Origin of the sequence: Peribacillus sp. FSL R5-0717 (genome assembly GCF_038002945.1) — a bacterium.
In the GTDB taxonomy this organism is placed as follows: Bacteria; Bacillota; Bacilli; order Bacillales; family DSM-1321; genus Peribacillus; species Peribacillus frigoritolerans.
The window spans coordinates 4723885-4747174 of record NZ_JBBOOF010000001.1; the positions used below are offsets into that span (position 1 = coordinate 4723885).

General features: G+C 38.6%; 27 protein-coding genes. 24 read left to right on the forward strand and 3 right to left on the reverse strand.

Annotated elements, in window-relative coordinates; genetic code table 11:
• Window positions 1–10 precede the first annotated feature (10 nt).
• The 19 genes from NYE65_RS22690 to NYE65_RS22780 all read left to right on the forward strand — a co-directional run bounded on the left by NYE65_RS22690 (window position 11) and on the right by NYE65_RS22780 (window position 14326).
• Window positions 11–889: a DUF6282 family protein gene (locus NYE65_RS22690; RefSeq protein WP_328110015.1), complete on the forward strand. Its 879-nt coding sequence runs from the start codon at window positions 11–13 to the stop codon at window positions 887–889.
• A gap of 12 nt (window positions 890–901) precedes the next feature.
• On the forward strand, window positions 902–2305 hold the full coding sequence (locus tag NYE65_RS22695) for an FAD-binding oxidoreductase (RefSeq protein ID WP_340861753.1): 1404 nt from the start codon (window positions 902–904) through the stop codon (window positions 2303–2305).
• Window positions 2302–3660, forward strand: coding sequence for a (Fe-S)-binding protein (locus NYE65_RS22700; protein WP_340861754.1), 1359 nt, complete (start codon window positions 2302–2304; stop codon window positions 3658–3660). Before NYE65_RS22695 ends, NYE65_RS22700 begins: the two co-directional genes overlap by 4 nt.
• A 134-nt stretch (window positions 3661–3794) precedes the next feature.
• Entirely contained in the window at window positions 3795–4448 is a 654-nt protein-coding gene (locus tag NYE65_RS22705; protein WP_328110012.1) for an ABC transporter permease, read from the forward strand.
• Between the two features lie 15 nt (window positions 4449–4463).
• Window positions 4464–5468, forward strand: coding sequence for an ABC transporter ATP-binding protein (locus NYE65_RS22710; RefSeq protein WP_340861755.1), 1005 nt, complete (start codon window positions 4464–4466; stop codon window positions 5466–5468).
• A gap of 13 nt (window positions 5469–5481) precedes the next feature.
• Entirely contained in the window at window positions 5482–6222 is a 741-nt protein-coding gene (locus tag NYE65_RS22715) for an ABC transporter permease (RefSeq protein ID WP_328110010.1), read from the forward strand.
• A 22-nt stretch (window positions 6223–6244) separates the two neighbouring features.
• Window positions 6245–7165 (forward strand): ABC transporter substrate-binding protein, encoded by a 921-nt coding sequence (locus NYE65_RS22720; RefSeq protein WP_328110009.1) that lies wholly within the window; start codon window positions 6245–6247, stop codon window positions 7163–7165.
• 60 nt (window positions 7166–7225) lie between these two features.
• Window positions 7226–7672, forward strand: coding sequence for an MmgE/PrpD family protein (locus tag NYE65_RS22725; RefSeq protein ID WP_340861756.1), 447 nt, complete (start codon window positions 7226–7228; stop codon window positions 7670–7672).
• Window positions 7630–8481, forward strand: a complete 852-nt coding sequence (locus NYE65_RS22730) for a hypothetical protein (RefSeq protein ID WP_340861757.1) — start codon at window positions 7630–7632, stop codon at window positions 8479–8481. The genes NYE65_RS22725 and NYE65_RS22730 overlap by 43 nt, the downstream gene beginning before the upstream one ends.
• A 612-nt stretch (window positions 8482–9093) precedes the next feature.
• A complete protein-coding gene (locus NYE65_RS22735) occupies window positions 9094–9354 on the forward strand; it encodes a metal-sensitive transcriptional regulator (protein ID WP_340861758.1) in 261 nt (86 codons plus the stop codon).
• A 38-nt stretch (window positions 9355–9392) separates the two neighbouring features.
• Window positions 9393–9698 carry a monooxygenase gene (locus NYE65_RS22740; RefSeq protein ID WP_145506076.1) on the forward strand — a complete coding sequence of 102 codons (306 nt, stop codon included), beginning with the start codon at window positions 9393–9395 and terminating at the stop codon, window positions 9696–9698.
• 112 nt (window positions 9699–9810) lie between these two features.
• Window positions 9811–10290: a DsrE/DsrF/DrsH-like family protein gene (locus NYE65_RS22745; RefSeq protein WP_340861759.1), complete on the forward strand. Its 480-nt coding sequence runs from the start codon at window positions 9811–9813 to the stop codon at window positions 10288–10290.
• Between the two features lie 26 nt (window positions 10291–10316).
• Window positions 10317–10685: a rhodanese-like domain-containing protein gene (locus tag NYE65_RS22750; protein WP_328177861.1), complete on the forward strand. Its 369-nt coding sequence runs from the start codon at window positions 10317–10319 to the stop codon at window positions 10683–10685.
• Between the two features lie 18 nt (window positions 10686–10703).
• Window positions 10704–11006, forward strand: coding sequence for a rhodanese-like domain-containing protein (locus NYE65_RS22755; protein ID WP_340861760.1), 303 nt, complete (start codon window positions 10704–10706; stop codon window positions 11004–11006).
• Window positions 11007–11049: 43 nt separating this feature from the next.
• Complete coding sequence (locus tag NYE65_RS22760) at window positions 11050–11622, forward strand: sulfurtransferase TusA family protein (RefSeq protein WP_340861761.1); 573 nt, start codon at window positions 11050–11052, stop codon at window positions 11620–11622.
• 25 nt (window positions 11623–11647) lie between these two features.
• Entirely contained in the window at window positions 11648–12043 is a 396-nt protein-coding gene (locus tag NYE65_RS22765) for a DsrE/DsrF/DrsH-like family protein (protein WP_328177859.1), read from the forward strand.
• A gap of 48 nt (window positions 12044–12091) precedes the next feature.
• Window positions 12092–13219 (forward strand): MBL fold metallo-hydrolase, encoded by a 1128-nt coding sequence (locus tag NYE65_RS22770; RefSeq protein WP_340861762.1) that lies wholly within the window; start codon window positions 12092–12094, stop codon window positions 13217–13219.
• 42 nt (window positions 13220–13261) lie between these two features.
• On the forward strand, window positions 13262–13489 hold the full coding sequence (locus NYE65_RS22775; protein WP_340861763.1) for a sulfurtransferase TusA family protein: 228 nt from the start codon (window positions 13262–13264) through the stop codon (window positions 13487–13489).
• Window positions 13490–13546: 57 nt separating this feature from the next.
• Window positions 13547–14326, forward strand: a complete 780-nt coding sequence (locus NYE65_RS22780) for a sulfite exporter TauE/SafE family protein (RefSeq protein WP_340861764.1) — start codon at window positions 13547–13549, stop codon at window positions 14324–14326.
• A gap of 176 nt (window positions 14327–14502) precedes the next feature.
• Here NYE65_RS22780 and NYE65_RS22785 read toward each other — a convergent pair whose 3' ends face one another.
• A complete protein-coding gene (locus tag NYE65_RS22785; protein WP_098936098.1) occupies window positions 14503–14985 on the reverse strand; it encodes a DUF456 domain-containing protein in 483 nt (160 codons plus the stop codon).
• 809 nt (window positions 14986–15794) lie between these two features.
• Here NYE65_RS22785 and sigH point away from each other — a divergent pair.
• On the forward strand, window positions 15795–16523 hold the full coding sequence (gene sigH / locus NYE65_RS22790; RefSeq protein WP_445670432.1) for an RNA polymerase sporulation sigma factor SigH: 729 nt from the start codon (window positions 15795–15797) through the stop codon (window positions 16521–16523).
• 604 nt (window positions 16524–17127) lie between these two features.
• Window positions 17128–17574 (forward strand): hypothetical protein, encoded by a 447-nt coding sequence (locus NYE65_RS22795; protein WP_340861766.1) that lies wholly within the window; start codon window positions 17128–17130, stop codon window positions 17572–17574.
• A gap of 101 nt (window positions 17575–17675) precedes the next feature.
• Here NYE65_RS22795 and NYE65_RS22800 read toward each other — a convergent pair whose 3' ends face one another.
• Window positions 17676–17879, reverse strand: a complete 204-nt coding sequence (locus NYE65_RS22800; RefSeq protein ID WP_034312777.1) for a hypothetical protein — start codon at window positions 17877–17879, stop codon at window positions 17676–17678.
• An 838-nt stretch (window positions 17880–18717) separates the two neighbouring features.
• Between NYE65_RS22800 and NYE65_RS22805 the strand changes: the two genes are divergently transcribed.
• From NYE65_RS22805 to NYE65_RS22815, 3 genes are all read left to right on the forward strand, one after another.
• Window positions 18718–20163 carry an alkaline phosphatase PhoX gene (locus NYE65_RS22805; protein ID WP_340861767.1) on the forward strand — a complete coding sequence of 482 codons (1446 nt, stop codon included), beginning with the start codon at window positions 18718–18720 and terminating at the stop codon, window positions 20161–20163.
• Between the two features lie 57 nt (window positions 20164–20220).
• Entirely contained in the window at window positions 20221–20415 is a 195-nt protein-coding gene (gene tatA, locus NYE65_RS22810; RefSeq protein WP_340861768.1) for a twin-arginine translocase TatA/TatE family subunit, read from the forward strand.
• A gap of 78 nt (window positions 20416–20493) precedes the next feature.
• Window positions 20494–21507: a bifunctional metallophosphatase/5'-nucleotidase gene (locus tag NYE65_RS22815; protein ID WP_340861769.1), complete on the forward strand. Its 1014-nt coding sequence runs from the start codon at window positions 20494–20496 to the stop codon at window positions 21505–21507.
• Window positions 21508–22445: 938 nt separating this feature from the next.
• On the opposite strand, the gene NYE65_RS22820 is transcribed toward NYE65_RS22815, so the two are convergent.
• Complete coding sequence (locus NYE65_RS22820) at window positions 22446–23204, reverse strand: GTP cyclohydrolase II (protein WP_202187159.1); 759 nt, start codon at window positions 23202–23204, stop codon at window positions 22446–22448.
• Window positions 23205–23290 lie beyond the last annotated feature (86 nt).

Below are 23290 nucleotides of genomic sequence, written 5' to 3' on the forward strand. Positions count from 1 at the left end.
AGTGGCATAGATGGATTTTCATCCGTTATTAGAAGGTGCAATAGAGTTACATTGCCATACGTATCCTAGTATTTTCCCAAGAAAGCAGACTGATTGGGAATTTATAGAAGACTTAAAAAAAGCTAAAATGGCAGGTGCCGTATTAAAAGCACATGAGGCATCCACTGTGGACCGCACGACATTAATCCGTTTAAAAGAGCCAGATCTTCTTGTTTACGGTGGACTTGTTTTAAATGAATTTACAGGTGGCTTATCACCCAAAGCGGTTGATGCAGCAATAAGGCAAGGTGCAAAAATAATTTGGATGCCGACTATTTCAGCAAATCAGCATTGTTGTAATTTTGCCAAAAAAAAGACCCGTTTTTTCAATAGTGAACGAAGCCTGCCCATTGAAGAAGGTTTAACTATTTTTGATGAGAATAGACAGATAAAACCAGAAGTCATTGAAATTCTGGAACTTATCAGTGAAGCAAATATCACCCTTGCAACAGGTCATCTATCGGAAGAAGAAGTCTCTGTGTTAATTGACGCAGCCAATGAACATCATATCGACAAGATCCTAATTCAGCATGCAGATCTAGGCATTGCCCCAGTATCAATAGAAAAGCAAAAAGAGTTTGCCAAAAAAGGCGCTATAATCGAGAAATGCTATTTAGCCTGCGGTGAGGATTTTCAAGATTTAACGATAGCACAAATGGCTAAGTCAATACGGGATATCGGTCCAGCGTCATGTGTGCTTGTAACAGATTATGGCCAAGAACACAATATTCCGCCAATAGAAGCATTAAGTCGCTTTGTCAGTGCAATGATCGAAGAAGGTATAACAGAAACCGAGATTGAAAGGATGATCGTTCATAATCCAAAGCAGCTTTTAGATATTGAAAAGTGAGGATGACAAGTGATGAAAGAGCAGCTATTAAGGTTTATTTATACCATCGTTCCAAAAGAAAGGGTACTGACAGATTTAGCAGAACTTTATTCTTACAGCTTTGATGCATCATTCGGCGAATACTTGCCGGAAATCGTTATTCAACCAAAAAATAAAGTAGAAGTTGCTGACTTGGTCAAGCTTGCAAACGAATTTAAAATTCCTGTTTATCCTAGAGGAGCGGCTACCTCCTTAAGCGGGGGTTCCCTTGCTGTTGAAGGAGGCATGATTCTAGATATGTCACAATTTGAAAAAAAACTTGTGATTGACCGTGAAAATTTACTGGCAATCTCCTCACCAAGTGTAATTACAAGTGACATACAACAAAAGGCAGAAGAGGTAGGCTTATTTTATCCACCGGACCCAAGCAGTTCCCATGTTTCAACAATTGGAGGGAATTTGTTGGAAAATTCAAGTGGTCCAAAAGGCTTGAAATATGGTACTACGAAGGAATATGTAATTGGTTTAGAAGTTGTTACACCAACTGGAGAAATTATTCGCACAGGAGGTCGAACGGTTAAAAATGTGACTGGCTACGATTTAACAAGACTCATAGTTGGATCGGAAGGCACACTGGGAATTGTAACAGAAGCCATTTTGCGTCTAATACCAAAGCCGCTTGCAAGAAAAACACTTTTAGCTTCATTTGTACGAATTGCTGATTCGGGGCATGCCATAACAAAAATATTATCAAATGGAATATTACCAAGTGCGATGGAATTGATGGATAATGCATGTATTCGTGCGGTTGAAAATTACTCACCAGCAGGTTTGCCCATTGAGGCGGAAGCCATCGTCATTATTGAAGTGGACGGCCATCCAGCGGCAATCGATGAAGAAATAAAAAAATGTGAAGATATCTGTCTTTTACAAGGGGCGACTAGTGTCAAAGTGGCGAAAACAGATGCTGAGCGTGATGAGATTTGGAAAGCGCGTAAAATGGTTTCTCCAGCTATTACACAAATGGGACCAACCAAAATTTCGGAAGATGCGACAGTACCAAGAAGTCAAATCCCCGAGATGATTGAAAAGCTTTATCAAATTCGTGAGAAATATCAGTTGAACCTAGTTGTTTTTGGTCACGCGGGGGACGGTAACCTCCATCCCAATATTATTACCGACAAGAGAAATATCGAAGAAATGAAACGTGTCGAAGATGCAGTAAGTGAAATTTTTGAAGCTGCCATCAAACTTGGCGGTACGCTTTCAGGGGAACATGGGATTGGGATATTAAAATCTCCTTATATGGAATTAGAGCTTGGGTCAGATGGATTGCTAATGATGAAAAAAATTAAAGATGCATGGGATCCAAACTCTATATTAAACCCAGGAAAAATATTTCCACAGCCTGGAAAACTAAAGGTGGAATTAACATGAATAAAGCACCTCACGAAAAGAAATTAGCAATTACAGATAAGTTTACTCAAAAATTGCGTGATCTTTCGTATGAAGCAACCAATCAATGTGTGCAATGCGGATATTGTCTTCCTGCTTGTCCAACCTATGAATCTATGGGGAAAGAATCACAATCACCTCGCGGACGAATTAACCTGGTTAAAATGGCTGCAGAGGGAAAAATCGATCTTCAAAAAGATCTAGCTGAGCCAATTGACCTTTGTCTTGGTTGCAGAGCCTGTGAAGTAGCGTGCCCGGTTAATGTACCATACGGACAAATTTATGAGGCAGCTAAAGAAGTCATAACAGAACATCAAAAGCATGAACATCATAAAAAGCAAAAAAATAAACCTAAGATTCAAACAAAAGTGGTCGATTTTACGCTGACCAGTTTATTTCCGCATCGCAATCGTCTTCGTACATTAGGCAATCTAACGTGGCTATATCAAAAAACAAAAATAAATAAAGTGGTGCAAAAAACAAAAATGATTAACAAAGTGTCAGAGTCGATGGGACAGTTTGAAAAGATCCTGCCGGAGCTCGAAGCACCAATCAAACGATATAAATACGGACAAAAATTTCCAGCATTAGGCGAGACACAAGCAGTAATTGCCTTTTTTCCGGGATGCATCATGGACGCTATCATGTCAAAGATTAATAGGCTAACAATTGAACTGCTTCAAGTAATTGGCTGTGAAGTGATTATTCCGAAAAATCAAAAATGTTGCGGTGCACTTCATTCCCATCAAGGAATGAAAGATGAGGCTGTAAAACTCGCAAAAGCAAATATAGAAGCATTTGAAGCATCCGGTGCCGATTATTATGTCAATAACGCTGGAGGCTGCGGAGCGATGCTTAGTGAGTATAATCACCTTTTTGGACAAGAATCTGAATGGAAAAAGCGCAGTGAAGCATTTGTAGGGAAATCAAAAGATATTACCGAAATTCTGGTGAAATTTGGTCCTCTCCCGTTTAAAAAAGAATGGGTTGGTATTATTACGTATCAAGATTCTTGCCATTTGAGAAATGTCCAGGGAGTATTTCAAGAACCTAGGCAGCTTCTTAGATCCATACCAGGGGCAAGTTATATGGAGATGGAGGGAAGTGACCGTTGCTGTGCATCTGGCGGTATTTATAATTTAATGAATTTTGATGAATCGATGAAAATATTAGACGAAAAGATGTATAAGGCGGGAAAAACAAAAGCAAAAACAATAGTTACAACAAATCCGGGGTGCCTGCTCCAAATGAAGCTAGGTGTAGAGAGAAGCGGTACAAGAGATGTGGATGCTAAACACATTGTGGAAATTTTAGCAGAAGCTTGTTTAATTAAGTAGGAAAACATTTATAGAAGTGACATTAGACCATATTAAAAAGCAATTTATTTTTACACAACTAAAAAAAAGTGACCTGAACTATGCAAGACTATTAAGTCAGAATCGAATCATTTAAATTAAAGGAGGGTAAAAAAGTGGATTTATTGGACTTTATCGGGTCGAACTGGGGAGAGCTTTTAGCAATGACATGGGAGCACATCCAATTAGTTGGATTAGCAGTTGGTGTAGCCATATTACTCGGTGTTCCATTTGGAGTTTATATTACACAGCATGAAAAGTTATCAAATCTTGTACTGGCAGTAGCAGGCATTATTATGACGATACCAAGTATTGCACTGTTCGGTATCATGATTCCGATTTTATCTATCATTAATCAAGGGATTGGGTTTTTACCAGCGTTTATCGCATTGGTCTTGTACTCGCAGCTTCCAATCATCCGTAATACATTCATCGCTGTTAAAAATGTAGATCCCAATATGCGCGACGCTGCAATAGGAATGGGAATGACGGCATGGCAACGTCTTTTAAAAGTTGAAATCCCAATTGCCCTTCCAGTAATTATGGCAGGAATTAGAATGGCCGTTGTATTAACGATTGGAATTGGGGCAATTGCTGCCTATATCGGTGCGGGTGGACTTGGGGTATATATCGCAAGAGGAATATCCACAAGTTACACAGAGATGGTTCAAGCTGGAGCCATTGCCGTTTCAATATTAGCGATCGCTGCTGACTATTTACTAGGTCTGGTACAAAAACGAGTTTCGCCCAAAAAAGCTCATATAGGATAAGAAAGGGGATGACTTATGATTACATTTAAAAATGTGTCGAAGGTATACAAAAGCTCTGGAAAATCGGTGAAGGCAGTAGATAATGTAAATATGACAATTGAAAAAGGAGAAATTTGTGTATTTCTTGGTCCCTCAGGTTGTGGGAAAACAACTCTTTTACGAATGGTTAATCGTTTGGTTTCTATCACAGAGGGGACTATTGAAGTCGGAGGAAAAGATATTTACTCATTGGATCCAATCGAATTGAGACGTTCAATCGGTTATGTAATTCAACAAAATGGTTTGTTTCCGAATATGACAATTGAACAAAACATTAATGTTGTACCAAAGATGCTGGATTGGAACGAAGGGGAAATGAAAAAACGATACAAAGAATTAATGGAGATGATGGGGTTAAACCATGAGGAATACCGAAAGCGTTATCCTTGGGAATTATCAGGCGGACAGCAACAGCGTATTGGAGTGGCAAGGGCGCTGGCGGCAGACCCGCCAGTTATGTTGATGGATGAACCATTTGGGGCACTAGATCCGATTATTCGCGATAGGTTGCAAAATGAATTTTTACGAATTCAAAAAGATGTAAAGAAAACGATCTTATTTATTAGTCACGATATCGATGAGGCTTTGTGTCTTGGGGATAAAATTGCTATATTTAACGATGGTCAAATCATGCAGTATGGAACACCGGATGAGATTTTGTCTAATCCCAAAAATGATTTTGTGAACAATTTTATTGGAAGTGATCGTGAAATTAAACGTTTACAACTATTAACGGTCAGGGATCTATTAAATAAAGCGAAAAAGGTAAATCGAAAAATGAATATGAAAATTGAATCTAGCGAATATGTGGTTAATATTGATACAGATCTTCGAACAGCACTGTCTCTATTATTATCATCACCAAAAGGGGAAGCTGTGATTTTGGATCATAAAGGACAGCCAAGCGGAGTATTAGGTATTGGTGACTTTGAAGTTTTGACAGGTGTTCACCCTTCGAAATTAAAGTCAATAATTCAATAAGGTGGGTGTCTTAATGAAGGAAATAAACAAGATAGAAATATTGATTCGTGCTTTGTTATTGTTGATTATTGTTGCACTGCTAGCTTATGCTCTCCAATCAGGTGCATTTCAATATATAAAAGATAACTCTGATGAACTTCTTCATTTAGCTGGACAGCACATGAAATTGGTGGCGCTTTCATCCATGGCAGCCATTCTTGTGGCCGTGCCGCTTGGGATTTTTATTACGAGACCTCAGTTTAAAAAATTTGAATTTATTGTAGTTAATTTTGCGAATATCGGACAAACGGTGCCAAGTATAGCCATTTTAGCGCTGGTCATGAGTTACCTAGGTTTAGGCTGGAAAACCGCGGTATTTGCGCTGTGGTTCAGCTCACTTCTTCCAATTTTACGGAATACGATTGCTGGAATTCAATCGGTTCCTCCATCGATCATTGATGCTGGAACAGGAATGGGTATGACGCAAAAACTCATTCTTTTCAAGCTTGAACTCCCAAATGCGTCATATGCAATTCTTGCAGGCATTCGTACAGCAACCGTTATTAATGTGGGATCAGCCGCACTTGCTTTCTTAATTGGAGGTGGTGGGTTGGGTGACCTTATATTCACCGGAATCTCACTTTACGATCCAGGCATAATGCTCGCAGGTGCCATGCCGGTTATCTTTTTGGCCATTGCTATTGATTTCTTATTAGGGAAAATTGAAGTAGCCACCACTCCCAGAGGATTGCAAAGAAAAGCTGATTTAATTTAAGACAATAAAGGGGGAAGTAAAAATGAGAAAGTTTAGCATGTTATTTTGTGTCGCACTTCTTGCCTGTATGCTTACAGCATGCAGTTCTTCGGAGTCTAATGCCGGTTCAAATGAAAATAAAGGGAAAATTACAGTGGGCGGAAAGGATTTTACTGAACAGCACATTTTGACACAAATTACTTCTATTTATTTGAAAGAAAAAGGATACAAAGTTGATGAAGCAAGTAGTATGGGCAGTACAGTGGCACGTTCCGCGCTTGAAAATGGTCAGCTCGATGTGTACTGGGAGTATACGGGTACGGCACTGATGGTTTATTTAAAGGAACCTGTTGAAACTGATCCCGAAAAGGCATATGAAAAAGTAAAAGAAATCGACAAAAAGAATAAACTTGAATGGTTAAATAAATCCGAATTTAATAACACATATGCTATTTTAATGCGCGAGGATTATGCAAAAGAATTAGGAATCAAATCCATATCAGATCTAGCTGATATTGTGAATCAAGATTCTAGTAAATTAAAATTTGGATCGAACTCTGAGTTCTATGCGCGAAAAGATGGAATGAAAGGTTTAGAGAAAAAATATAATTTCTCTTTACCAGCTAAAAATGTTGTCAAAATGGATACAGGACTTCTATATAACTCTTTAAAAGAAGGCCAGGTTGATGTAGCGGTAGGTTTTGCGACAGATGGACGCATTGAAGGTTTTAAACTTGTTGTGTTAGAAGATGATAGTCAGTTTTTTCCGGCATATAATGGAGCCCCGGTCATTCGTCAAGAAGTATTAAAGAAAAATCCGGAATTAAGAGATCTTCTTAATGCACTTTCAGATAAGTTAGATTCAGATACAATGAAGAATTTAAATTATCTTGTTGATATTAAACATGAAGATATTAATGAAGTGGCTAAAACATGGCTGGATGAACAGGGAATGCTAGATTGAGATGAAAGCTAATAATTCGCTCATCACCTATATTGAATTGAATCTGAGTCGATTCAGAGTTTGGACAGAGACACACTAACTTCACTCAAAGAAGCCCTAGCAGACATAATCGCTTGTATCATTGCAGGCCGCAATACGAGAGCAGCAGAGATTTCAAAAGAATTTGCTGTTTCGCAGTGGGGGATGGGAAACAGCTCGGTTTTCCTGTTCCCAGAAAGATTAACTCCTGCCGGGGCAGCTTTTGTCAATGCGACAATGGCAAATGCCCTAGATTTAGATGATGGTCATCGTCTCACAAAAGGACATCCCGGCGCTGTCATTTTCCCCGCTGTGCTCGCCGTTGCAGAAGATAATAATATAAGCGGAGAAGAGTTTTTGACGGCACTCCTTATAGGCTATGAAGTGGGTATTCGTGCGGGTATTGGCGCACACCTGATGAGGCCGGATTATCACTGCACTGGTTCATGGGGGCTGTCGGAGCTGCAGCAGGTGTTTCGTACATTTTAGGACTTAAGGGAAGAACTATTGATCACTCACTGGGCAATGCAGAATATTTCGGTGCTTATTCTCCAATGATGCGTTGCATCGAACATCCTTCCATGTTAAAGGACGGGGTTAATTGGGGATGTATAGCTGGGCTAAGTGCAGCTTATTTGGTAAAAGCAGGCTATACAGGGATTCCATCACTATTTACATTGGAAGAAGCAGAAGGACTTACAAACGATTTAGGAGAAAGTTATCGCGTAAATGAACTATATTATAAGCCGTATGCATGCTGTCGGTGGGCACAGCCAGCTATTGAAGCCATTAGGGAAATTCAAAGTAGAAATATACTAATATCCGAAAATATTAAAAAAATAGTAATTCATACATTTACAGAATCTGCAGCATTATCGAAAGAATATCCAGAAACTACAGAGGAAGCACAGTATAATTTACTTTTTCCTGTTGCAGCATTTCTTTCTTACGGTGAAGTGGGACCAATACAAGTACTAGAACATCTGAATGATCCAATTATTCTTAGCATGATGGACAAGATTACAGTAGTAGTGGATCAAAAACTTAACGAAGCATTTCCTGAAAGGGCATTAAGTATGGTTAAAATAGTAATGCAGGATGGTGACACTTATCAATCCGATATTATACAAGCAAGAGGAGACTATGATTATCCGTTAAACGCTGAAGAAAAAGAGAAGTTTTTCTGGCTGACAACTCCAATTCTAGGAAAAGAATCTGCGAAAAGTTTATTAGAATCCATTCAAAGCCTTGAACATATGAAAAGTATTCGAAAGCTTATACCTACCATAGAGGCATAGGGTAAATAAAAAATAGTAGTGCAAACCAAGGGATAGGTTTGCACTACTATTTTTTTACTATAAGTGGTGGAGTCAGTATGAACCTTCAAATAAATAGTCATTATGAAATCTAGTTAATAATAGTAGACGATGCCATCTTATATCCAAAGGCAGGATAGACATTATGCGGTTCAAGAGATTAATTTTCTAGAGGGAGATTAGATCGGCAATTTCATAAGTTTTCAGAAACATCTATATCAAGACAAGTTTTTCATCACCCCAGTTAAAACGAGTTTGAAGAATTCTCCTCAAAGCTTGATGCTAAACTTTATTAGTTAGTTTAACTCTAGCTTGACAATATACCCCCATCCGTATAATATAAACTCACAAAGTTAAGAACGCAAAAACTCACGAGTAAAACGTGCAAACTCACGAGTAAAATACGATTTAATTGGCTAGGCGCTTATAATCTAAGCACGATAAGGTTGATTATGCCTATTGAAATGTTTTAATAAAGATCTTACTTGAAAACATTTATGTCATTGCTGCTAATAAACTGGAAGTGAACTTGGGGCTGCACTTCTTAACGGAAAAGGAGATTAGCTATTGTTGTAAATAGATGGGAGGCGGAGTATGGAGTTTGATAAAAGTGTCATTAATCGGTTGAAGCGGATTGAAGGACAAATCAAGGGTGTTCTTGGAATGATGGAGCAGGGAAAAGATTGCAGAGAAATCGTCACTCAGTTGTCGGCTACTCGAAGTGCCATCGATAGGTCCATGGGTGTTATCGTAAGTGCCAATCTTGAGCAATGCGTTCGGGAAAACGTCGAGAATGGAGAGGGCACTGATCATCTAGTCAAGGAAGCGGTTAATTTACTGATAAAAAGCAGGTAAAAGAATTGACCTGAACTGTTGAAAAAGGAGTGTTATTCATGTCTTATATTTTACAAGTGGATTTTAAAATGGAGGGACCTTTCGGCAACGAAATGGTAAAAGAATTTACAGATTTAGCAAAAAGCATTAATAGTGAAGAAGGCTTAATCTGGAAGATTTGGACCGAAGATAGTGAGGCAAAGGAAGCAGGCGGCATTTATCTGTTTGAAACGAAGGAATCCGCATGTAAGTACTTGACGATGCATACAGCTCGGTTATATGGGTTTGGTATAGAGAAGGTTAATGGAAAAATTTTCGAAGTGAATGAAGGGCTGACTTCAATCAATCATGGACCAGGCAAATAAAGATAACCATTTATTTTAGTGAAGTGGGTTGACGCACTTTATTTTTTAGCATAATATATACCCCGTTGGGTATATAAGTGTAAAAAAGAAATTTCGATCAGGGGGAAGCATAATGACTGAAAAGAAAAAAACGACGATCATTTTATTTAGTGGTGATTATGATAAGGCAATGGCTGCTTATATCATTGCAAATGGGGCGGCGGCTTACGATCATGAAGTGACCATTTTCCATACGTTCTGGGGATTGAATGCTTTAAGGAAGGATAAGCCGATTTCATTAAAAAAAGGATTTCTTGAAAAAATGTTTGCGAAAATGATGCCGCGTGGTTCTGATAAAATGGGTCTATCCAACATGAACTTTGCTGGGATGGGTCCCAAAATGATCAAACACGTGATGAAAAAGCATAACGCCATGTCACTCCCAAATTTAATTGAGTTGGCCCAAGAACAGGAAATTAAACTGATAGCCTGTACGATGACAATGGATTTATTGGGTTTACAGCAAGAGGAGCTATTGGATGGAATTGAGTATACAGGTGTTGCGGCATATTTAGCTGAAGCAGAGGATGGAAATGTAAACTTATTTATATAAATTTTGGTACCGGAGGGATGGGTCCATTGGGAACTATATTTAACCTCATCATATTAGGTTTCATTGTTTGGTTTTTATATCAGCGCTTTGTCCCTGTAAAGGAGATAAAAAATATAAATGCGGCAGAGCTAAAAGCTGTGTTGAAAAATAGAGGAAATAAGCAATTGATTGATGTCCGTACTCCTAATGAATATAGGGGCAATCACATAAAGGACTTTAAAAACATTCCTTTAAACGAACTTGGCAAAAGGGCACAGGAACTGTCAAAAGATAAAGAAGTGATTGTAATCTGCCAAAGCGGGATGAGGAGCAGTAATGCGAGTAAAGCATTGAAAAAACTTGGATTTAAAGAAGTCACCAACGTAAAAGGCGGCATGAGTTCTTGGCGCGAATAAAAGGAGGTTCTTATAAAGGTGAAAAAAATATTACCGAATGAAGTGACCACATTATTGAAGGGGAACTCCCCAGTCCACATCATTGATGTACGGGAGGCGGATGAAGTAAAAGCAGGGAAAATACCAAATGCTGTGAACATCCCGTTGGGTCTGGTGGAATTTAAAATGCAGGATTTGGATAAATCAAAAGTGTATATCATGGTTTGCCGGTCAGGGGGCAGAAGTTCTAGGGCAGCACAGTTACTTGAGGATCATGGATATAAAGTGTTGAACATGATGGGTGGTATGAATGAATGGGAAGGTCCCACAGAAAAATTTTAAATTCGAATATACCCCCATACCTATAATAGAAGGAGGAAATAAAATGATAAAAACAAATTCCGTTTTGGATGCAAAAGGTTTAGCCTGTCCAATGCCAATCGTAAAAACGAAAAAAGCCATGAATAACCTGGAAGCGGGGGAAGTACTGGAAGTTCAAGCAACTGATAAAGGGTCAACCGCCGATATGAAAGCCTGGGCGGAAAGTTCAGGTCACCAATACTTGGGTACGGTTGAAGAAGGAACGACACTAAAACATTATCTTCGGAAAGCAAGCGGAGAAGAAACAGAAGTGAAGAAGCATGAAAAAATCATTTCCAATGAAGAACTGCTGCAAGTAATGGAAGAAAAAAGAAATGTGGTCATCCTGGATGTACGAGAATCCGCAGAATATGCTTTTAATCACATTCCAGGAGCAAGATCCCTTCCAATGGGTGAATTGGAACAACGTATGGGTGAACTGGATATAGAGTCAGAGATTTTCGTGATTTGCCGCACAGGCAGCCGGAGTGATCTTGCTGCACAAAAACTGACCGGTGCTGGATTTGAACAGGTATTCAATGTTGTACCCGGCATGAGCCAATGGAACGGTCCTTCCCAAAAATCTGTGAATGAATGAAAACTATAAAATGGAGGAATAGATCATGACTAACAAAGTAGCCATAATCGCAAGTAATGGTGGTTTATTTGATGCATATAAAGTGTTTAACATCGCAACGGCAGCGGCAGCAACAGATCAAGAAGTGGCCATTTTCTTTACTTTCGAAGGTTTGAACTTAATTCATAAAGACGCGAATGGAAAACTTCCTCTGCCTGAGGGTAAGGAGCATTTTGCCGAAGGGTTTAAAAAGACCAATGTTCCTTCCATTCCTGAGTTAGTTACTATGGCACAGGAAATGGACGTCAAGTTTATTGGGTGTCAAATGACCATGGACGTATTGGGCATTGAAAAAGAAGCTTTCGTTGATGGTATCGAAGTAGGTGGAGCGGTCACATTTTTGGAGTTCGCGAAAGATGCTGATGTTACATTAACCTTTTAATGAAGGAAAAATTTTTTGAAAACACAAATACCACAGGGGGTATATGGTATGACTTTTAAGCAAATGACAGCTGCTGAAGTTTCAAAGAAAGTAATCAATAAAACCGACTTATTTATTTTGGATGTTCGAAATGAAAGTGACTTTAATGATTGGAAAATTGAAGGGCAGAATTTCGAATTCCTTAATATCCCTTACTTTGATCTACTGGATGGCGTGGAAGAAATTCTCGATCAAATCCCGGCCAATAAAGAAATCCTGGTAGTATGTGCAAAGGAAGGCTCATCCGTCATGGTAGCTGAAATGTTATCTGAAGCTGGATTGGATGTTTTTTATTTAATGGGTGGCATGAAAGCATGGAGTGAACACTTGGAACCAGTGAGGATAGGCGAATTGACAAATGGCGCCGAAATTTATCAATTTGTTCGACTTGGTAAAGGCTGTTTATCTTACATGGTCGTTTCCAATGGGGAAGCAGCCGTTATTGATTCCACAAGAATGATAGATGCCTATCTTGATTTCGCAGATGATATCGGGGTTAAGATTACACATGTTCTGGATACTCACTTACATGCCGATCACATTTCAGGTGGAAGACGAATCGCGGAAGCAACAAATGCAGCTTACTGGCTGCCGCCAAAAGATGCGGCTGAAGTAACTTTTGAATATCAGCCATTAGAAAGCGGGAACGTGATAACGATCGGTCATACAGCGATTGATATCCAAGCATTATACTCCCCGGGACATACCATTGGATCAACTTCATTTGTGGTGGATCAAAAATACTTGCTAAGCGGGGATATCTTATTCATCGATTCCATTGGCAGACCGGACTTAGCTGGTTTGGCTGAGGATTGGGTAGGGGACTTGAGAGAAACACTGTATACACGTTATAAAGAATTATCAGACGGGTTAATTGTATTGCCATCACATTTCATGATCATTGATGAATTGAATGAAGATGGAAGTGTCGCTAAAAAGTTGGGTTCGTTATTTGTTGAAAATCACGGATTGAACATAGCGGATGAAACGGAATTCAGAGAGCTGGTAACAGGTAATTTACCGCCTCAGCCAAACGCCTATCAAGAAATTCGCGAAACCAATATGGGGAAAATCGAACCCGATGATGAAAAACAGCGCGAAATGGAAATTGGACCAAATCGCTGTGCGGTTCGCTAATACCGATAAAAATAGAAACCAAGAAAATAGGAGAGATGAAATATGAATGCAGATAAAGTGCTAGATGCTAAGGGACTGGCATGTCCAATGCCAATCGTCAAAACGAGAAAAGCGATGAATGATTTGCAAACCGGGCAAGTGCTGGAAATACATGTAACCGATAAAGGAGCTAAAGCAGACTTAGCCGCTTGGTCAAAATCCAGTGGCCATGAGCTGATGGAAACAGCAGAAGAAAATGATATACTGAAATTTTGGATCAGAAAAGGTTGATAAAGAGAGAGGGAGGGGAACCATTTGGTTTCCCTTCTTTTAAGGGAGGCACTTACAATGGATATAACCTTTATCATTACCATCTTTTTGATTGGTTTTATAGGTTCATACGTTTCAGGGATGCTCGGCATCGGCGGTTCGATAATAAATTATCCAATGCTGCTGTTTATTCCCCCAATCTTTGGTTTAGCGCCATTTAGTGCCCATGATGTGACAGGCATAAGCGCTGTACAAGTCTTATTCGCCTCCATCGGAGGTATATGGAGCTATCGTAATAGCGGACATTTAAATAAAACGCTTATTCTCTATATGGGGATCAGTGTGTTGATCGGAAGCGTGGTTGGAAGTGTTGGATCACAAACGATGTCGGAAAACGGAGTGAATATCGTCTATGGCATCTTGGCGTTGATAGCGGCTGTCATGATGTTCATTCCGAAGAAAGGGATAGATGATATTCCTGTGGATCAAGTTACCTTTAATAAATGGCTTGCGGCCATCCTGGCATTAATCGTTGGTTTAGGCGCCGGGATAGTCGGTGCCGGAGGGGGCTTTCTATTAGTTCCCATCATGCTTATCGTTTTAAGAATTCCAACAAGGGTCACGATTGCGTCTTCATTGGCAATCACATTCATTTCATCCATTGGTGCAACAGCAGGGAAAATATCAACGGGTCAAGTTGACTTCTATCCGGCGTTGATCATGGTTGTAGCTAGCTTAATAGCCTCTCCGATTGGGGCAATGGCCGGTAAAAAAATGAATGTAAAAGTGCTGCAAGTCATACTGGCTCTATTGATTTTAGCGACGGCTGTAAAAACTTGGGCGGAGATCATGTCTTGAGTTTTGACACGGAAGGGAGCAGATGTGAAAAATTTCTATCGTTAAAGAAGTGTTCACAATAGGCCACACTAATGGTTACTTTTCCTCCATCACTTTTTTTTCTTGTACGGACTTTGTTAATAGAAAAAGCTGACTGTTGAAAGTCAGCTTTTCCTTATGCGGCCGTTTATAAATAATTAAAAGATTACCGCTAAAATAAACCAAACAATCATCAATAATTGAAGTAATACTTTGGCTAAGCTGCCGCCTAAAAAACCGATGATAGTTGCAAACCCAACTTTAGTAGCCTTCATTATATCTTTTTGAATGATTAATTCCGAAATGAGGACTGCTAAAAATGGTACGAGAATTATTCCAAAAGGAGGAAAGACAAATGAACCAACAATCGTGGCAATAGCTGCTATTGTCTCGGATGTTTTTGACCCACCATACTTTTTAACAAAATAACTGTTTGCGATAATGTCTGCCGCGATTAATACACCGCTCAACACAACCATACTGATCCAGAACCATAACGATAACTCATCAGGATTAACCAGGAATTGATAAACTGCAAATCCTCCCCAAATGGCAACTACCGAAGGAATAATAGGATAGACAATTCCTACAAAACTTAAAGCAAATAAGACGATCGTTAATCCCCACCATAAAATATCCAATGAAACTCCACCTTTTCATACTTACTTATAATATATCTACTAAATTATATTTCTATTTAGGGACAAACACCATTTATTCTTTTTTTGTATATTCGAATCCCTCACAGGTCATCAACTACCAAGGGATCAAATCTTGATATCACAGGGGTTTGGGTCTTTTTTTATTTTGGCTAACGGGATGCGTTTAGATAAACGTTAATTTAATGAGCTATGACACTGCATGGAGGACTAGGGGTACTGGTTAGTAAGTAGAGGAGGGAAAAACAATGAATCCAGTTGTTGGTCTGGATGTGGCAAAAGGAGAAATTCTTTAGGTGAAGATGAAGAATAAAACCAGTAAAAAACTCCAAGCAATAACAACACTGGTAACGCAACTATGTAGTATTTTTTCATATACCAATCTTCTCCTAATTAAAAGAGATATGCAATGAGCATATCTCTTCATTATTTTTCTACTACCAATTACCAATATGCCTTAGTTTGACCAGTAATAGTTTTATACCCTTTCAGTTTAAAAATATGGGTACCAATAGCCCAATCATTTAAGGAGTATATTGTTCCGTTTATAGCTTTAACAATATAGTCCGCCTTTTTAGCACTTTCAGATTTTGAGTTGATTAAGATCCATCTCCATTATACGTTTTAGCTTGTGCGTATATATAATCCTGCAACCTGTTCGCAAGGTGTAAACGGATCCTTCTAACTAAAAAAAGGTGTATAGAAATGTATTTAATTGTCGAAATAATCTAATATCATTGGTGATTGTTATAGGTTAATATTAAATAATATGGTAATTTACCGCATATAAAATGGGCGTCCGTTTAAACAACAAGGCTCAATTGAATGCAGCCGGTGGAGGGATTTTTGTGGGTATAGCTATCGAAGAAAAACCGTCATTCCTGTGTGCTAATTTTGAAGATGGAGTATTAATAGAAAAGGTCCGGCAAGGAAATATGGAGGCACTAGAAGTTCTGATGAAAAAATATCAATCTTTTGTAAAGATTAAGGCTAACAGATACTTCTTAATTGGGGCAGATAGAGAAGATATTATCCAAGAGGGGATGATAGGATTGTTCAAAGCCATCAGGGATTTTAATGGCGAGAAACAATCTTATTTTAAAGCGTTTGCAGAACTATGTATCACGAGGCAGATTATTACAGCCATCAAGGCAGCTACTCGTCAAAAACATACTCCGTTAAATTCTTCTATTTCGCTTGATATGCCTATATATGAAGAAAATCCGGATCATACTCTTATGGAAGTAATGACAGACACCGTTATTTCTGATCCCGTTGCGATATTGATAGATAAAGAATCTGCTGATGACTTGGAATTAAAATTATCTGAGGTTCTAAGTCCGTTAGAAAAGAAGGTTTTGGCTTATTACTTAGAGGACCTTACTTATATAGAAATGTCTGATAAATTAAATACTCACGCCAAGTCTATAGATAATGCGTTGCAGAGAGTGAAGAGAAAATTGGAGAGTTTATTGGAACTTAGAAATAGACACTCAATAGAAGGCACATTCAATAGATAAAAGAGCCATTTACTATTAAGTTGATCTTTTGGCCAAAGGGTTTTTAACCCTTTGGCTTTATGTGTTTGAAAAACCTTAGTTGTATTTAATAGTGAAATTAAAAATACAACAAACACCGGTATGGAAAGAAAGGCACTGATGTTAACAGAAAGATTAAAACGATTATTCTCTCAATAAGCAAGTGGAATAGATTATGCCATTCTGCTAGCACCAATCCTTTAATTGGCTACTTAATTTCTCTATCTTACCTATATGGAGAACTTATTTTTTATAGGTACCCATCCGTTATTTACAAATATAGCCAAGTTAAGTAATATAGAATAACATCGTTGTTATACTTTTATGTATTATGGCGTTTTTCTTTACCAAAGAAGGAACAAAAAGAATTCTCAAATTTAGAAGATTTTTCTAAAATGGTTTTAGAATCCTGATAAAGATGCATGGGCTAACTAAAACGATAGAAATGAAAGTGAACAACTCAGATGGTGGAAGCTTTGAGAACAAACAGCATGCAAGCAGCTATTATGGATGCTTAAATACGAGAACTATATAAACACTCTGAACTTTATGATGATAAAAAAGACCTACTATCCGTACCGTTGATTTGAGCCACACAGTTATTGCGGAAAACAAGAAGCATATTGAATTCGATGAAGATTCCGAACAAAAACCAAAAGAAGTTGGAACCTTTAAACTAGGTGAAAAGGTATATGTAGTAGGTCATATCATAACATTAACAAATGTACATTACACAAAGGAAAGAAACGAATTTGAAGAAACACAGCCCAAAGAAGTATTGGGATTTGATATTGAATACCAAAATGGTACAAAAGAAGAACAAGTAGTTGGCGCAGGAGATTTTGAAGTGTATGACAGCAAAGGTGAAAAGATGGAGGTATATCCTCTCGATACATTAACCGAGAGTGTTCAAGCTGGTAAGCACGTTAACGGACCTGCTGCTTTCGGAGTAACCGGTAATGCACCTTATGAAATCTTTTACACAGATTATACTACGGGTAGCAAAGCAAAACGGATTATGGAAGTGAAATAATCGTTTTCATGTTCATTTTTTGAAGCAGAAATTTTAGGCAAAAGGGTACTCACAACAATGGTGAGTACCTTTTTTTGTAATGCCTTTTATGTTTCAATCTTCTATATAAAAATATCAATGCATTGTTCTACAGTTGTTGCAGAGGCTAACTGTTTTGCTTTTGTAGCCAATACATCTGCCGGTTCTGTATCGAGAATAACACCAAATAAGTTTTCTATTTCATCCAAGCTTTTTTCTAAACGGGTAGAGATGATTGAAATCGCTATTTCTTTGACAAGTCTGTGTTCAGCCATGTTAATACTCACTTGAATCACCCCTTCTAATAAACTTAAATACCTATATTCGATTATCCAAGTGTTAATTCCTTTTAAGAAAAGAATATGTCGAAAAATAAATCGACACCAGTTACTTAATAATTGGCTATGTAAAAGCTATTGATTGTTTTTGAGTAGTCCTGTAGTCAATTTTGGTATCCTGATTGCATCAAAATAAAAGGGTTAATCTGATATGACTGTGGTGACTATACTGACAGTGCTTCATTAAGCGATAGGAAAAGTGAATATATATTTGGGGTGTTGTCTCGCTATTTCATTACTCAAATACCGCACAGGAACTGCACAAGACTGTCGCTTTCTCTTACAAATGTATGGATTTTATTTTTGGTTGTTATGTGCATTTTTGTCCGTCCTACAATCATCAAACTCATCGGCTGATTTTTTCTGCAAGCTTCACTGTGTGCGAATAGATATCAAGCGTGATTCCACTATATCAAGTCTTTGCCTTTCCTCTTCCAAAAATTCAGTGGATTTTGGTGGAATTAATCGGTGTAACTAGTTTGTCATAGTGTATCTCTTATATTTACAAACGATTAATAAGCTTTAATATTCTGAATCGGTCTTTTTATGACAAAATCCTTAGTTTTTTCTCCATTTTTGACTAATACCATCAATTTCCGCCCTTTACATGTTATAAATGCCGTAATAACCTCCTTTATTTACCGTGACTTTTGGTTTATCTTTCATGCAAAGGAATAAAATCACATGAGTTTAACAGAGCATTTAAAATGGTCTGTTAATTTTGAGGGTAGGGTTTGCTATAAGGAATATAGCATCCCTCAAAAAAGATTTTTTGGAGGTAATGTTGATGAAATCTGGCAATAGTGGTTTAAACAGACGTAATTTCTTAAAAGTGGGCGGAATGAGTACTTTAGCATTAACACTTGGTTCAACTGGGGTATTCTCTCTTGCGGGAGCTACAAAAGGATTTGCAGCGGATTCCAGCAATCCAACAAGTGGATTTGGTGGCTATGGCCCATTAGTAAAAGATCCAAATGGAGTTCTTGATCTGCCAAGGGGATTTCATTACAAAATGCTTTCAAAAACTGGTGATATCATGCCTAATGGTGACCTTGTCCCATCTGCTCACGATGGAATGGCTGCCTATAAAGGGGAAAAGGGTACAACCATTCTTGTAAGAAACCATGAAAATGGGACAAATTCAGATTACCCTGTAAACGGGAAAAAACCTTGGAGCGCTGGTGCTGCCGGCGGCACAACCACAATAATCGTTGGACAAAATAACAAGGTCATTGATCAGTATGTATCAAGTTCAGGTACGATCCGTAACTGTGCGGGTGGAGCTACGACTTGGGGGACCTGGTTAACAATGGAAGAAACTCGAGATATGGGACATGGCTTTGTATTTGAAGTGAATCCGCTTGACCCTGAAAACGAAATGTCAAGAACACCGATCCGTGATATGGGTTATTTCTCCCATGAAGCTGGGCATGTTGACCCTTCAACAGGAATTTGGTATTTAACCGAAGACGCAAGTCCAAGCTTCTTATACCGTTTTACACCACATGACCGTAGTCAAAAGCTAGGTTCTCTGCAAAAGGGAGGTATCCTTGAAGCAGCTGCGATTGATGAATTGTCAGCTGCAGCTGCAAGTCAATTTAATACTGGACAAAAATTCGGGGTTGTTTGGAAAAAATTAAATCCTGAAATTGCACAGCAAGATGCTAAGGATAAAGGCTGTATTCAGTTTAGCCGCTTAGAAGGGGCTTATTTTTCTGAAGGTACTTTATGGTTTGATGATACAAGTGCAGGTTCATCACGCCTTGGCCGTGTTTATCGCTACACGCCAGCGACAAACAACTTAGAATTATTCTATGAGTCTACTGATAAAAATGATTTAGAAGCACCGGATAACATTACGATCACTCCTTGGGGAGATCTTTGGATCGCCGAAGATGGCGGCGGCAATGACCGTATCGTCGGATTAACTCCTGAAGGAAATATTTATACTTTCGCTGAGAATATGATGAACGGTTCTGAATTTGCTGGCCCTACATTTTCTCCAGATGGAAATACTTTCTTTGTGAATATGCAAACACCAGGTATCACCTTTGCGATTTGGGGACCATTTGCACGCAGAAATTCTACCCGTAGACGAGCTATGAACCAGGCTTTGCCGCCAGGAAGTCTTGCTCCTGTTGTTTCGGATAAACTTACTGCATTCGCAGAAGAACAAGGCATGTCTATATTAGAAGCAGCAGCTTTAGAGCGTCATGGCATGCCAATTTTATAAGTGATGATCTCATTTTTTGAGTACTAACAAACCATCATGGAATAGGGGGTGAGAAGTTTGTTATCCAGTATCGGCATCCCTGGTTTAATTCTCATTCTAGTCATAGCGTTAATCATTTTTGGCCCTTCTAAATTACCCGAAATTGGAAGGTCATTTGGAAACACATTAAAGGAATTTAAAAAATCGACAAATGATTTGATCAGCAATGAAAAAGAAGAAAAAACTAACTTTGAAGAAAAAAACATCGAATAGCTCTTGAGAAATCGAAAAGACTGGAAACTAAATAACTATTTTTATCATTTAATAGAGTAAATGCATGGAGGAAATAGTATGAATATAATAAGGAAGATTTATTTGAAGGGCTGCTTTTCGCTGGCGATGGCTGCCGCTTTTGCCGCAATTCCCGATACGGCAGATGCGGAGGAAAAGCTCAAGGAGGGAGAGAGGTTTGAACTCACCATTCTCCAGACAAATGACTTTCATGGTCATTTGGATGACATCGTCACGCTGGTTGAAGGAACCGTTCATCACAATTCTGTTGCGAAGTATGCCACCATCATTGAAAGTGTACGCAATGAAGAGGAGAATGTGCTTCTCGTCGATGGCGGGGATGTCTTCCTGCGCGGCGAGTTTCAAGCGGGTCAAGGAGAGTTGGAGACGTCCCTGTTGAAAGCTTTGGACTATGATGCAATGGCTCTCGGAAACAACGACTTCCGCGTATACCCTGCCGGGGAGGGCACACCGGAAAGCCGTTATGAACAGTTAAAGGATTACCATCGCAACGTAAATTTCCCCATCCTTACTGGAAATGTCATTGATAGGGAAACAGGAAAGTACATACAGAATGTCAAGCCTTGGAAGAGTTTTACTTTCTCAGGCGTTAAAGTCGGGATGATCGGCCTTACTTCGATGAAGCCGGAAATTCGCGGTTGGGATGATGTTGCAGACCTCGATTTCATCGAACCGGTTGAAGCGTTGAATGCGTTGCTTCCTGAAGTGAGTGAGAAGTCAGACGTAAACATTGTCCTTTCGCATGCTGGAAATCCCGAAGACCACAAGCTGGCTCAGGTTCCCGGAGTTTCGGCGGTAATTGGGGCAGATACACACAAGGTCATCGAAACTCCCGAATATGAATTCAACGGAGAGGTGATGGTGCCAATTACTCAAGCTGGCGGAGAACAAGAACATTATTTGGGCCGGCTTAATTTGACTTTTGAAGTCGTTGACGCCAAAATGACTTTGGTCGAATCCGATGGATTTCTCTACGACGTCACAAATGTTCCGGCTGATCCGGAGATACAAGCGATTATAGACGATTATCGTGCAGATTTGAAAGCGCAATAATCATCTTCATAGTGCTATGAGGGAGGGACAAAGCGAGGTTATTCGCTTTGTCCTTTCTAAATTAACGATAAAGTAAATACTGGAAGGGGGTGTACAAGTCGTTGAAAACTAATTGACTGGCGCCTTTTTAATTTTTGCTCACCCGCCATTTCCACTGACGGGAGTTGAACTTAGTGTAGAGTTTATCTGTTTAGTTTAGCTTAATTCCACTAATTAATGTGCTAAAAAGGATCGTTAGGGAACAAAGCATTTTTATGTCATTGAGATTGCCAAGATTTTCACTTAAATTACCATTAAATTCCTTTTTTTATTTACTAAAATCGTTATAAAGAGTACTAATGAGTTTTTCATTTTATAGCTATAAATTGATTTTAAACAATTCTCGATATCCATAAACAACCAGTTATTTTTTTACCGCTAATGGTCATTATAAATAAAGAAGAAGGGGCTACTGATTACGTATGATTCGCATCATATAGTAAATGAGGTGTTAGTTAAAGACGTTTAACTTAACTACTGATAGCTTCATTAAAAAATCGATTCGAGCAAGGAGATGGTTCTCTTGCACGTAAAAGCAGAAAACTCATTCAATAATTGTCATTTATGCTTTGAAAGTTGATGAAACTTTTAAGATATAGGGGATGGTTGCTTTGGATGGTAAACTCTAGTCAGATACCAGTTCTTACTCTAATGTAGATGAGGTGTTTATCGCAGAGAATTTATGCTGATTCGAAATGAAGCAAACCCCTTTTTCAGGCAGGGTGCAACGTTCCGTTGCATCCTGTTTTTATGTATTTACTTATTATCCAGACGTGAGCAATTTTATTATTCCCTTATACTCGTATGTGTTTTCATTTTACGGTAACCTGTGATGTTATAAATCAAATTCCATTTCAAACCTATTCATGGGTAAAAACAATTTCATAAAAAACAATCAGTCATTCATTTTTACTATCTTTTAAATGACCGGAACGTACGACTTTAGTTTTTAAATATTTTTCATTAAACTCGGAAATGTCTCCCCATAACGGAACTCTGCCTGCAACATTGGCACCTGAGTTTTGAAGAGCTTCTAATTTTCTCGGATTGTTGGTGATAAGGGTCACTGGATTAGAGCGCAGTTTTTTTAACACCCGAATGGCATCATCATAGTTGCGTGCATCATCCACAAATCCAAGTTCCAAATTAGCTTCCACCGTATCCAATCCTTTTTCTTGCAGAACATAAGCCATGGCTTTACTAAATAATCCGATGCCTCTTCCTTCGTGATTGGCTAAATAAAATAAAGCCCCGGATCCTTGAGTTGCAATCATCTTCATAGCCTGCTTTAATTGAAAGCCACAATCACAGCGTTTGCTTCCGAATATATCGCCAGTATGACAAATACTATGCATCCGGATAAGGGCATCGGAGGAGCTTTGAAAATCTCCATACAGTAACACACTGGATTGCTGCATTTCCGCTAAGTTGGAAGAGGCTAAAGTTTCAATGATCTTATCTATATTATAAGTACCGTCACCACAAAAATGACCCGCCATATTCTCACATCGTAACCAGCAATACCACTGGAATATAATTGTTTCGCCCTCTAAGTTTACAGGTAATTTGATTGGGCCGACTAAATAAATGGATGTTTCATCACTTTTAATAACGTTAATTTTATCTTCTAATATCAAAGCCACTTTTTCATTAATCATATAAACTTCCTCCCGAAACTAAGATAACGTTTACTAGTTCATTTCATATTGTACCCAAAAAAGTCCACAAATTTACCAATGCAAAA